Source organism: Paraburkholderia sp. J94 (assembly GCF_905220285.1).
Taxonomy (GTDB): Bacteria; Pseudomonadota; Gammaproteobacteria; order Burkholderiales; family Burkholderiaceae; genus Paraburkholderia; species Paraburkholderia tropica_A.
In genome coordinates, this window is record NZ_CAJMZH010000022.1 from 75,987 (window position 1) to 88,491 (window position 12,505).

11 protein-coding genes are annotated in these 12,505 nt (G+C 65.3%); all 11 read right to left on the reverse strand.

Annotated elements, in window-relative coordinates; genetic code table 11:
• Window positions 1-18 precede the first annotated feature (18 nt).
• Entirely contained in the window at window positions 19-1,335 is a 1,317-nt protein-coding gene (locus tag U4Y88_RS34310; RefSeq protein ID WP_224017791.1) for a dicarboxylate/amino acid:cation symporter, read from the reverse strand.
• Between the two features lie 462 nt (window positions 1,336-1,797).
• Window positions 1,798-3,450: an ABC transporter substrate-binding protein gene (locus U4Y88_RS34315; protein ID WP_321789297.1), complete on the reverse strand. Its 1,653-nt coding sequence runs from the start codon at window positions 3,448-3,450 to the stop codon at window positions 1,798-1,800.
• Window positions 3,451-3,502: 52 nt separating this feature from the next.
• Window positions 3,503-3,769 (reverse strand): hypothetical protein, encoded by a 267-nt coding sequence (locus tag U4Y88_RS34320; RefSeq protein ID WP_321789299.1) that lies wholly within the window; start codon window positions 3,767-3,769, stop codon window positions 3,503-3,505.
• Window positions 3,766-4,320 (reverse strand): GNAT family N-acetyltransferase, encoded by a 555-nt coding sequence (locus U4Y88_RS34325; RefSeq protein ID WP_321789301.1) that lies wholly within the window; start codon window positions 4,318-4,320, stop codon window positions 3,766-3,768. The genes U4Y88_RS34320 and U4Y88_RS34325 overlap by 4 nt, the downstream gene beginning before the upstream one ends.
• A gap of 41 nt (window positions 4,321-4,361) precedes the next feature.
• Entirely contained in the window at window positions 4,362-5,621 is a 1,260-nt protein-coding gene (gene argE, locus U4Y88_RS34330) for an acetylornithine deacetylase (protein WP_321789303.1), read from the reverse strand.
• A gap of 50 nt (window positions 5,622-5,671) precedes the next feature.
• Window positions 5,672-6,016 (reverse strand): DUF3088 domain-containing protein, encoded by a 345-nt coding sequence (locus U4Y88_RS34335; protein ID WP_224017804.1) that lies wholly within the window; start codon window positions 6,014-6,016, stop codon window positions 5,672-5,674.
• Between the two features lie 127 nt (window positions 6,017-6,143).
• Window positions 6,144-7,220 carry an LLM class flavin-dependent oxidoreductase gene (locus U4Y88_RS34340; protein WP_321789304.1) on the reverse strand — a complete coding sequence of 359 codons (1,077 nt, stop codon included), beginning with the start codon at window positions 7,218-7,220 and terminating at the stop codon, window positions 6,144-6,146.
• Between the two features lie 31 nt (window positions 7,221-7,251).
• Window positions 7,252-8,229 carry an ABC transporter substrate-binding protein gene (locus U4Y88_RS34345; protein WP_321789306.1) on the reverse strand — a complete coding sequence of 326 codons (978 nt, stop codon included), beginning with the start codon at window positions 8,227-8,229 and terminating at the stop codon, window positions 7,252-7,254.
• Window positions 8,229-10,052 carry an amino acid ABC transporter permease/ATP-binding protein gene (locus U4Y88_RS34350; RefSeq protein WP_321789308.1) on the reverse strand — a complete coding sequence of 608 codons (1,824 nt, stop codon included), beginning with the start codon at window positions 10,050-10,052 and terminating at the stop codon, window positions 8,229-8,231. Before U4Y88_RS34350 ends, U4Y88_RS34345 begins: the two co-directional genes overlap by 1 nt.
• Before the next feature lie 31 nt (window positions 10,053-10,083).
• A complete protein-coding gene (locus U4Y88_RS34355) occupies window positions 10,084-11,403 on the reverse strand; it encodes an LLM class flavin-dependent oxidoreductase (protein WP_321789311.1) in 1,320 nt (439 codons plus the stop codon).
• A gap of 67 nt (window positions 11,404-11,470) precedes the next feature.
• Window positions 11,471-12,472 carry an LLM class flavin-dependent oxidoreductase gene (locus U4Y88_RS34360; protein ID WP_321789313.1) on the reverse strand — a complete coding sequence of 334 codons (1,002 nt, stop codon included), beginning with the start codon at window positions 12,470-12,472 and terminating at the stop codon, window positions 11,471-11,473.
• Window positions 12,473-12,505: the final 33 nt, after the last annotated feature.

Genomic DNA, 12,505 nt, shown 5'->3' on the forward strand with positions numbered 1-12,505 from the left:
ATTCCGTATCGAACCTGTTCAGGTCGTCGCGCCTTCCACCAGATCGATCGTGCCATGCGCCTGCTCGCGCGCATTCGCGAGCGCTTCGTATTCGTCCTCGCTCAGCACCGGGCCGAGCTGCCCTTCCCACTTCGTCACCACGGCGGCGGCCACGCTGTTGCCGAGCACGTTGGTGGCCGTGCGGCCCATGTCGAGGAAGGTGTCCACGCCCATGATCAGCAGCAGGCCCGCTTCGGGAATATTGAATTGCCCGAGCGTCGCGGCGATCACGACGAGCGACGCTTTCGGCACGGCCGCCATGCCCTTGCTCGTGAGCATCAGGATCGCGAGCATCGCCGCCTGATCCATGAACGACAGATGAATGCCATAAGCCTGCGCGATAAAGAGCGTGGCGAACGTGCAATAGATCATCGAGCCGTCGAGATTGAACGAGTAGCCGAGCGGCAGCACGAAGCTCGAAATGCGGCGAGGCACGCCACTACGTTCGAGTTGTTCGAGCAGCTTCGGATACGCCGATTCGCTGCTCGCCGTGCTGAACGCCAGCAGCATCGGCAGGCGCACCGAACGCACGAGCCCGAACACGCGGCGGCCGAGCACGAGGCCGCCCGCGGCGACGATCGCGCACCACAGCAACACCAGCGCGCCGATGAACACGCCCATGAAGCGCCCGTAACTGAGCAGCACGCCGAGCCCCTGAATGGCGACCACGTGCGCGAGCGCCGCGAACACGGCCACCGGCGCGAACGCCATGACGTAGCCCGTGACCTTGAACATCACCGACGAAATCTGTTCGAGCAGCGTGACGATGCCCTTCGCCTGCTCGCCGATCGCGATGATGCCAAGGCTGAAGAACGCCGCGAACACCACGATCTGCAGGATTTCGTTTTCGGCCATCGCCTGCACGACGCTCTTGGGCACCAGATGCGTGACGAATTCGCGGATCGAAATCGCGCCCGCCTGAATGCCGGTGGCCGCGTGCGAATCGGGCAGCGGCAGATTCAGGCCCGCGCCCGGTTGCAGCCAGTTCGCGACGACCGCGCCCAGCAGCAGCGAAACAAAGGTCGCGCCGATAAACCACGCGAGCGTGCGCACGCCCACGCGCCCGACCGCCTTCGCGTCGCCCATCTTCGCGACGCCCACCACGAGCGTGGTGAACACCAGCGGCGCGACGATCATCTTGATGAGCCGCAGGAACAGGTCGGTGACGAGCGCAAAGCCGTCGGCGACCGATTTGAGGCTTTGCGCGTCGCCAATCGCGCGATGGCAGCCGTAACCTACGGCGATCCCCAATAGCATGCCGATCACGATCCAGCCAGTCAGCTTCATACGTTTCATTGCGACACTCCTTTCTGGCCCCTTCAACGAGCGGCCGGCAACAGGCTTACAAATCCATTTGTTGCCGTACTGTACTTCGTTGCACCATATGTTGCAAACTTGTCAAAAACCCTGGTGTCGGGGGGCTCAGCTTTTGGTGAGACGCAAACGGCCGCCAAAGCACCTGCCGTTAGCCGTGGCGATGGCAGGTTTCGAATACATTGTTTTAGATCGGGCTTAACGGCATCAAGCAGCGCTCGCCATGCTCGTCGGCAGTGTTGAACGGGACCGCATGATTCATCCACTCGCAAGATGCGCAGGCATCCACGACGCGCGAGACGCGCGTACCGTCACCGTTCCTTTGATGGGGTTGAAGCGTAGAGCTACGCAAAAAATGACGCGCCAAAGCTTCACCCAGATGTGCCGATAGAGTGCCAAGCAAACCACGGATGGGAATAGCGCTTGCAGCCGTGCCATTTCGCTTCACTGTAACGAGACGCCATCGAACCGATGGCTTCCCAACGGCGAAAACACCAACCCCTCCACGCGCTTCGAGGCCGGTAGCGACACGATCGAATGCGCGATCGGCGTGAACGGCACCTGCTGCTTGAAGATCACCTGCGCCCGCTCATAGAGCGCAGTGCGCTCCTTCACATCCGCGTCCGAGCGCGCCTTCTCGATGAGTGTATTGAACGAGGCGTCGCACCATTTCGACACGTTGCTGCCATGCACGGCGTCGCAACCAAGCAGCGCACCGAGCCAGTTGTCAGGGTCGCCATTGTCGCCCGACCAGCCGTATAGCAGCGTATCGTGCTCGCCCGCCAGTTTTGCGCGACGGTTGTATTCACCCCATTCGTAACTCACGATCTTCGCGCGCACGCCGATCTTCGCCCAATCCTGCTGAATCAGCTGCGCCATCAATTGCGCATTCGGGTTGTACGGCCGCTGCACCGGCATGGCCCAAAGCGTGATTTCGAATCCATCCGGCAAGCCCGCTTGCGCGAGCAACGCCCGCGCTTTCGCGGGATCGTAGGGCGCGTCCCTGAGCGTGTCGTTGTACGACCATTGAGCGGGCGGCATCGGATTCGTCGCGGACTTTGCATTGCCTGCGAACACGGCGCGGATGATCGCGGGCTTGTCGATCGCCATGTCGAGCGCGCGCCTGACGTCCACGCGGTCGAGCGGTGCATGCTGCGTGTTGTACGCGACGAAACCCACGTTGAAGCCCACGCCCGACACGACCTTCAGCGCCGGATTGCGCCTGATGACCTCGATATCGGCGGGACGTGGAAACACCGACACCTGGCACTCGCCGCTCGCGAGTTTCTGCACGCGCACAGCCGGATCGGGCGTGATCGCGAATACGAGATGAGCGAGCTTGACGTCCTCGGGCCGCCAGTAATCCGGGTTGCCATCGAAGCGGATCAGCGCATCCTTCTGGTATGAGCGGAACACAAACGGACCGGTGCCCACCGGCAACTGGTTGATGTCGGCCTCGCGATGCGCAGCGCTCAATTGCGCGGCGTATTCAGCGGACAGGATCGACGCGAAGCTCATCGCAAGATTGCGCACGAAAATCACGTCGGGCGTCTTGAGGTCGAAGCGAACGGTGTAGTCGTCGAGCCTTTCGATGTTCGCGATATTCTTGTCGAATCCCAGATCGCTGAAATAAGGGAAAGTCGCGGGATACGCCTTGCGAAACGGCATCTGCGGATCACGCATGCGATTGAACGTGAAAAGCACATCGTCGGCGTTGAATTCGCGCGTGGGCTTGAACCACGCGGTCGTCTGGAACTTCACGCCGTGACGCAAATGAAACGTGTAGACGCGCTGATCGGGCGAGCTGTCCCAACTCGTCGCAAGGCCGGGCTCCAGATCCAGTGTGCCATTGCGGAACTGCACCAGCTCGTTGTACACGGTATAGGTGCTCGCGTCGAAGTCCGTGCTGGTGGTGTGCTGGCCGGGATCGAATCCCGCAGGGCTGCCTTCGCTGCAAAATACGAGCGTGCCTTTGGGCGCGGCGTGGGCCGCTAGCGGCGCAACGAATAGCGCGGCGATGCAGGCAAGCGTTGCTGCGAACGACGCAGCAACATGGCGGCGCGACGAGCATGCGCGGCGAGTAAGGCACAAGGACATGACGCGGTCCGCATGAAAGAGTGACGGGATACAACCGGCAGGCACCGCGGTATCAGCCGCCTGCTTTCAGGCGCACCACCGCGACTCGATCGGGCGATGCGCTTTCGTGAAAGAGATCGTCGAGATATTGGGCGAGTTCGTCGGCTTCGATAAAAGCCGGAATCACGAAATCCGCGTGGCGGCGTTTTCCGTCTTCGCCGACGAACCAGGCCTGCCACGCGTCGCGCACTTTCGTCACGGCAACGATACGGCCAAAGACATCGAAGCGATGCACGTCCGCCGTGCGTTCGCTTACTGGCAATTCAACACGCGCAGTCATGAGCGTGAGCCACGCGTGAGCAGCTTTTCGAAGTGGTATCCCGGCGGCGCATCCTCGCCGAAATCATGCGCCGAAAGCAAGGTATAACCGCTATGCGTATAGAGCGAAATGGCTTCCGGCTGACGTGGCCCCGTGCCGAGAAAGACACGCGTATAACCGAGACGCGCGGCCTCGTTTTCCAGTTCGCCGAGCACGCGCCGTGCAAGCCCCTGGCGGCGCAATGCGCGGCTCGCCCAGATGCGCTTGAACTCGGCCGTGCCCGCATCGGTATGCGGCATGAACGCGCCGCCCGCCACCGCCGTCTCCCCGCGCAGCAGCAGCACGAACGCGCCCTTGGGCGGTGCGAACAGTTCGTCGGCGTAGCGCGTCATTTCATTGCGCAGTTCCTGCGCCGGAATCACGTCCTCGTAACGGCTGCGGTATTCGTATTCCAGTTCCTCGAACAAAGGCCGCGCGCGCGGATCGCGCACCGACACGCGTTCGAAACGCTCATCCAGCGCGGATGAAATGGCGATGTCGTCGAATGTCTCGATGCGTTCGCGTTTGCCCATGATGTCGTCGTCTCCGGGTGTTGTTGGGATGCTGGTCACGTTCACACCGATACCGCCGCGCGTTCCGCCTCGGCGGCCAGCCCATCGTCCGCTTCGAGGCTGCGAATCACGCTGCGCAAGAAACGCTCGCCGCTCGCGAGTTGATCGAGCGAAACGTATTCGTTGGCGCGATGTGCCTGTTCGATATGGCCCGGCCCGCACACCACGGTTGGAATCCCCGCCTGCGCGAACAGACCCGCTTCCGTACCGTAGGCAACCTTGCGGCGCTCGCGTTCGCCAGTCAGCGCGCGCACGAGTTGCGTGATCGCCGCCTCCTCGGCGGCGTCAAGTCCCGGCGACGACGAGAGCCGCTCGAATTCGATCGCCGCCGCAGGATGCTCCGCGCGCATCTGCGGCAACAGCGTCTCGCGCGCCCACGACTCGATGCGCCCAATCACCGTCTCGGGCGCCACGTTCGGCAGATTGCGGAATTCGAACGAGAAGCGACATTCGGCGGGCACCGTGTTGATCGCGTTGCCGCCTTCGATCAGGCTCGTTTGCGCGGTGGTGAACGGCACGTCGAAGAGTTCGTCGAACGGCCCTTGCGCGCGGAATTGATCGGCGATTTCGCGGATATGGCAAATCAGGCGGGCGGCGTATTCGATCGCGTTCAGCCCCTTCGGCGTCAGCGAGGAATGCGCCGCATGGCCGCGCACACAGCAGCGATACGTGTGTATGCCCTTGTGCGCTATCACCGTGCGCATGCCGGTCGGTTCGCCGACGATGCAGCCTGCCGGCCGCACGCCGCGCCGCCGCAGATCGGCGATCAGATGCGGCGCGCCCACGCAGCCGATTTCCTCGTCGTATGAAAGCGCGAAATGCAGCGGCTGCGCGAGGCGCGTCTCGCGAATGTGCGGCAGCAGCGAAAGCGCCGTGCCGATAAACCCTTTCATGTCGCAGGTGCCGCGGCCAAACAGACGGCCTTCGCGCACCTCGGGCGCGAACGGATCGCTGTCCCATTGCTGCCCTGCCACCGGCACGACGTCGGTGTGCCCCGAGAGCACGATGCCGCCGTCGCGCGCGCCGTCGTGCGCGGGCACGGTGGCGAAGAGATTGGCCCAGCCCGCGCGCCGGTCGTGGACCAGCGTCGCCTCGATGCCGTGCCGCGCGAGTTCGTCGCGCACGGTCTCGATCAGGCCGAGATTCGGCAGATGGCTCGTCGTGTCGATGGACACCAGGCGGCGCACCCAGTCGAGCGCGGCGGGCGAAGGTTCATTCGGCGCGGCCGCCAGTGCGTCGCCGGACGATACGAAATTGGACATCGTGAATTCCTGAAGACGGACCGCGAGGGCTGGTCAGCACGCGCGCAGACTCAATGCACTTTCGGAAAGCCGTGGCGCTCGGCGAGCAGCGCAAGAATGCGCTGCGGGTCGTTGACGAAGCGACGCTCGCCGAGCGTTTGCGCGTCCTCGGGCGGTGCCTGCTCGTCGCCGAACACGAGCACGGGCAGGCCCTGATGCGCCTCGTCGAGCACCGCGACGACCGCGGGGCGCGGCCGCGCGAACGCTACGCGCTTCACGTCGAGACGCGCCACGCGTGCGGGATCGCTCGCGAGCAGCCCTTCGATCGGCGCGCCGTGCGGGCAGATGAAACGTTCGCCGGGATGGGCGGGATCGGCGAAACCGGGTTCGAGCAGAATCAGAAGGTCACGGCTCATGCTGGATTGAATCCCTCGTTGGATTGATCAGGATAGTTAATGATTTTCATGGGGGTGTTCGCGTATCGCAACCAGCGTTTCGCGAAAACGTTATGCACGGCGATACTAAGACGGGCCTAAGCCACCACTAGGCCACTTCGCGGCGATCGCGCACCCCGTCCCGCGAAGCGACATCGACCCGCCGCGCGTCATGCGCGCGCCATCCGAGCCGTGGCGCAACGCGCGCGGCTACATCGTCCAGAATCTGCCGATAGTGCTCGAACGGCAGGTCGTACGGCAATTCGAGGCGCAGCTCGCTCACCTCGGCCAGCACGGGATCGGCCTGAAGCGCGTCGACGATTTCTTCCGCGCTACCGACCAGATCCGGCGCGAACAACGTGCGCCGCTCGCCGTGCGGTATCAGCGTGCGCGCATGACGGCTCGCGGCATACGCACGGTAAAACTCGCGCGTGGCGGCGCTCGCGCTGTCGAGCGGCACGATCACGCGGCCCAGCGCGATGCGCGGCGGCCGCGCGTCACTCCAGTTCACGCGATACGCAGCGATCTGCTGCAACTGCGCCTCGCGAAAATCGTCGGTGCCCTCGCCCGCCGTGATGTTGCCGATCAGCAGATTGAAGCCGTTGCGGCTCGCCCATTCGACCGAGCGAAGCGAACCGCCGCCGTACCAGAGACGCTCGGTGAGCCCGGCCGCGTAGGGCGTCACGCGCGGACGCACGCGGCCCGCCGCCGATTCGACGAACGTGTCGCTATCGCCGAGCCAGTCGCCCGCGAGGTTCTGGCGCAGACGCGCGATACGCGCATAGGAAAAGTCGATCTGCTGCGGATCGGCGTCGAACAGGCGCTCGCCGAGCAAGGCGCCATGCCCCGGCGCACCCGCGCTCAGACCCACGTTCAGCCGCCCGCGCGACAGCACATCGACGCTCGCGAGATCTTCCGCGAGCCGGAACGGGTTTTCATAGCCCATCTGAATCACCGCTGCGCCGAGACCGATGCGCGTGGTGCGCTGGCTCGCCGCCGCGAGAAATGTCGCCGCCGACGACACCGCGCGTTCGAGATGCCGCTGGCGCACCCAGGCGCTGTCGTAGCCGAGCGCTTCGCCCACGGCGAACAGGTCGAGCGATTGCTCGATTCCTTCGAGCGGCGCGTCGTCGCGATAATTGCCGGGCGTGAGGAACGCCAGGTGGTCGATCCGAATGGCGGCCATGCCGTCTCCATAGAAGCCGCGAACCGCGCGCTCAAGCGTCGCGCAGCCCCGGCGGATTGGTCTGCGATTGTGTCAGCGCCTCGGGCAGCAGCCTCCAGCGCGCAAGCGAGGCGCGGTACTGTCCCGTGCGGATCACACCATTGGTGGCGAGTGTGAGGACCGGCGCGAGCCCGCTTCCCTTGCGCGTCGCCACGCCGACGTCGGCGCGCGCCGGCCAGCCCGCGTTGACCTCACCGACCTTGCGGATGCCGCCTTGCGTGGCCGCTTCGAAGGCGAGCGGTGCATCGGGGTCGAAGATCGCGTCGGCGCGCCCGGCCAGCAGCGCAAGGCGCGCGGAAGCACGGTCGTCGAAGTACAGCAGCGAAGCCGTCTTGATCCCGCGCGCCGCGTTCTGCCGGTTCCATTCGATCAGGATGCGCTCCTGGATCGTCCCGGAATCCGTCATGATGCGCAGGCCCGCGATGTCGGCTGGCGTGCCGATCGCGCGAATGGCGCTGTCCTGCCGCACGTAGAACGCGTGCAGTCCCTGGCGATAGCTCGTGAAGTCGAACTTGCGCTTGCGCGCCTCCGTGACGCCGACGTTCGAGATCACCGCGTCGTACTTGCCGGACGCAAGGCCGAGCGGCCAATCCGCCCACGCCACGGTGACGAGCGCGAGCGACAGGCCGAGCGCATCGGCGAGCAGCTGCGCGTAGTCCGGGTCCGCGCCCACGATCGTGCGGGCGTCGGTCGCGTAAGTAGCGATCGGTGGCGCGAACGGCGCGACCGCCACGGTCAGCGTGCCCGCCTTCACGAGCGGCGTGGCGCCGAGCGCGTGCACGGCCTGTTGGTCCTTCACGGCGCGCAGGCGGCCGCTCTGTTGCGGGCTGAAGTCGAAGCCCGCGTCGCTCGACGCAACGACCTCGGGCGAGGCCGCCACAGCGAACCGTGACGCCCCCAGTGCGGCCAACGCCGTTACGAAGCGGCGCCGCCCTGGCCGCGTCGCGACGCGTGTGCGTTCAGGCACCATCACAGCACCTTCGAGAGAAATTCGCGCGTGCGCGTATGAGCCGGATTGCCGAGCACCTGTGCGGGCGGCCCCGACTCCACCACGCGACCGCCATCCATGAAGACGACCGTGTCCGCCACTTCGCGCGCGAAACCAATCTCGTGCGTAACGATCACGAGCGTCGTCCCCGAGCGCGCCAGTTGGCGAATCACGTCGAGCACTTCGTTCACGAGTTCGGGATCGAGCGCGGAAGTCGGTTCGTCGAACAGCAGCACTTTCGGCTTGAGCGCGAGCGCGCGCGCGATCGCCACACGTTGCTGCTGACCGCCGGAAAGCTGGCGCGGCCACGCATCGGCTTTATCGGCGAGACCCACCCGCGCGAGCAGCGCGCGCGCCTGTGCGGTCGCAAGGTCGCGCGGCACGCCCGCCGCGAGCGGCGCTTCGATTACGTTGTCGAGCACGCTCAAATGCGGGAACAGATTGAAGCTCTGGAACACCATGCCGACCTCGGCGCGGCGCTTGAGGATCTCCGCTTCCTTCAGTTCGTAGAGCGTGCGCCCTTCGCGTCGATAACCGACGAGTTCGCCGTCGATGTCGATGAAGCCGTCGTCGACGCTTTCGAGGTGATTGATCGTGCGCAGCAACGTCGATTTGCCCGAGCCCGACTGGCCGAGTATCACCGTCACGCTGCCGGAAGGCACCGTCAGCGAGAGGTTGTCGAGCACCTTGAGCGCGCCGAAGCTTCGCGACACATTGTGGATGCCGACTCGGCCGCCCACGCGCTGCTGAGCCCAGCCGGATTCTGCGCCCGATTCCGCGCCCGATTCCGCAGCCGCATGCGCTGTGTCGCCCGCACCACCTCGCAGCTTGCCGAGCGCCGCGCCAACGCTATGCACGACGCGCATCCCAGGCCCCGCGCCAATCGCGAGCCAGTTGCCGACCCGCGACCGCGCAGGCTGATCGCGCGTCGCGCCGCGCGCATAGTGACGCTCGATATGCACCTGAATCGCCGAGAGCACCGTGAGTATCACGAGGTACCAGATCGTCGCGACCATCAGCAGCGGGATCACTTCGAGATTGCGGTGATAGATGATCTGCACCGTATAGAACAGATCCGGCATCGCGAGGATATAGACCACCGAGGTGCCTTTCGCGAGCCCGATCACGTCGTTGAACGCAGTCGGCAACACGGCGCGCATTGCTTGCGGCAGCACGATGCGCCACGCCTGGCGCGCATGCGGCAGACCGAGCGCCGCCGCCGCCTCGCGCTGCCCCTGATCGACCGAGAGAATGCCGCCGCGGATCGCCTCGGCAGCGAACGCGGCGTGGTTGAGCGTGAGCCCGAGCACGGCCGCGAAGAACGGCCCGATCAGATCCGCCGTAGGCGCTTGCAGCAGCGTGAGATGCGTGAACGGCACGCCGATCCACACGGTCTCGTACAGATAGCCGAGGTTGTTGAGCAACAGGAGCAGCACGATGGGCGGGATCGAGCGGAACAGCCAGACGAACGCCCACGCGAGCGCGGCGAGCAACGGCGAACGCGAGAGCCGCGCGAGCGCGATCGGCACCGCGAGCGCGAAGCCGAACGCCGCGCCCAGCGCCGTGAGCACGAGCGTGCGACCGAGCCCTTCGAGCACGGGCTCCGCGAAGAACCACTGCCCGAACACGGACCATTCCCAGCGCGGATTGCCCAACACCGATTGCAGCACGACACCGATCAGTACGACGGCCAGCACCGTCCCCGCCGTGCGCGCGCGGTGGCGCGCGGGCACGACGTGGTAGCGCGCGTAATCGGGCGTCCCGGCCGCGTTCGCGGAGGCGTCCAGATGAGTGGTATCGCTCATGGTTTGCGGTTCCTGCTCGTGGAGTCGGTCATCACACCGCGGCGGCGGCGTAGCGGCTTTCGCGGCGCGGCAAGCCAAGGTGATCGCGCAGCGTCTGGCCCTTGAGGCGGCGGTCGTAGCGGCCACGCGCTTCCAGCACGGGGATCACGTGCTTGACGAAGTCGTCGAGCCCTTCGGCCTGCACCGGAAAGCCGAGGATGAAACCGTCGGCCGCGCCCGCGTCGAGCCAGCGGATCAGCTCGTCGGCGATCTGCTCGCCCGTGCCGAGGAACTGCGTCTTTGGCGTAGCCACTTCGAGCGCCACTTCGCGCAGCGTCGCGCCGCTGCGGCGTGCGTCGGCCTTGATGCGATCGGTGGTCGAGCGAAAGCTGTTGGTGCCGAGTTCGCCCAGTTCGGGAAACGGCGCATCGAGCGGATACTGCGAAAAGTCGTGGTGCTCGAAGAAGCGGCCCAGATAGGCGAGCGCGTCGTCGATATCAAGCAGATCGCGGATCGCCGCATACTTTGCCTCGGCTTCTTCGAGCGTCGCGCCCACGATCGGCCCGATGCCGGGAAAGATCTTCACGTCGGAAGCATCGCGCCCGTGCTCCACCGCGCTGGCGCGCACGCGCTCGGCGAACTCGCGCGTCTCTTCGAGCGAGGGCGAATGCGTGAACACCGCGTCGGCATATTTACCGGCCAGCGCAATGCCCGACTCCGACGAGCCCGCCTGAAAGATCACCGGCTGCCCCTGCGGCGAGCGCTGAATATTGAGCGGCCCCGCCACTTCGAAGAAACGGCCTTTGTGATCGAGCGTGTGCAGCTTGTCGCGATCGAAGAAGCGGCCGCTCGCGCGATTGCGCACGAAAGCGTCGTCGTCCCAGCTGTCCCACAGGCCTTGCACGACGTCGAGATATTCATCGGCGATCTCGTAGCGCAGTTCGTGATCGGGATGTTCGCCGCCGTAGTTCTTCGCCGATCCCTCGAGCGGCGACGTCACCACATTCCATCCGGCGCGGCCGCCGCTGATCAGGTCGAGCGAAGCGAACTGGCGCGCGACCGTGAACGGATGGCTATACGAAGTCGACAAGGTGCCCGCGAGGCCGATCCTGGTTGTGGCCGTGGCGAGCGCGGAGAGAATCGAAATCGGCTCGAAGCGATTGAGAAAATGCGGAATCGACTTTTCGTTGATGTAAAGGCCGTCCGCGACGAATGCGAAAGCCACGCCGTTGGCTTCGGCCTTTTGCGCGATGCCCGTTACGAAGTCGAGATTGACGCTCGCGTCCGCCGGGCCGCCAGGGTGCTTCCACGCGTTCATGTGGCCGCCCGCGCCGTGCAGCATGATGCCGAATGTGAGGTTAGGTTGTGTCATGTTCAATCCGTTCAGCGAAAGTGTGTGAAGTGAAAGCGCCCATCGACGCTTGCTTCGAACGCGCAACTCACACGCGCGCGGCGTGCACGGCGTGACCCAGGCGTTCGTATGACGCGAGCCGCAACGCGTAGTCGGCAACCGGGGTGTCGATCACGAATTCCTCAATGCCGAAGCGTGCGTGTAATGCGTCGAGATCGTCGCGTACGTCCTCGGCGGTTCCGGCGATCACGTGCGGATGCAGTTCGTCGAGCCGGTAATCGGACACGCCGGTTTGCCGCGCGAATTCGGCAGCAGCCTCGGGGCTCGGCAGATTCACGCTTTGGCCGGTTGCGAGTTGCAGCTTGAAGATGCGCAGCGCGCCGACCTGCTCGCGCGCCTGTTCCGCTGTTTGCGCAGCAAAGGCGTAGAGCGCGAGCAGCGGCGCGCGGCCCGTGGCTTCACGATAGGCGTCGATGGAACGCTCTATGTTGGCTTCGTCGCCGTTGAAATGACCCGCGTAGCAGAAGGCCCAATCGTGCTCGGCGGCCAGACGCGCGCTCTCGACGCTGCCGCCCAGCAGAATGCGCTGCGGCGGTTCGGGCGGCACGGGTAAGGCCACGGCGCCCGCGAGCGGATGATCCTCGGCCACGCCCCATTTGAGGAACGCGTCGAGTTCTGCGAGTTGATGTGCGAAGTCGGGCTTCTTCGTCTTGTCGTGAAACCACTGCAACGCGCGCGTGGTGAGCGGCAAACCGCCCGGCGCCTTGCCGACGCCGAGATCGACGCGGCCCGGCGCGAGCGCGGCGAGCACGCGGAACGTTTCGGCGACCTTGAACGGACTGTAATGCTGGAGCATCACGCCGCCCGAGCCCACGCGCAGCCGCGAGGTATGCGCGAGCAGATGCGAGACCACGATCTCAGGCGCGGAACTCGCCAGCCCCGGCGCGCCGTGATGCTCGGCGATCCAGTAGCGTTGATAGCCCAGCGCCTCGGCGCGCTGCGCGAGACGAATCGTAAATTGCAGCGCCCCGTGCGCATTCGCGCCATCGGCGATTGGACTCTTGTCGAGTATCGAAAGGGACCAGGACATGTCACTCCCTTCCCGCGCGCTCACGCACGCAGG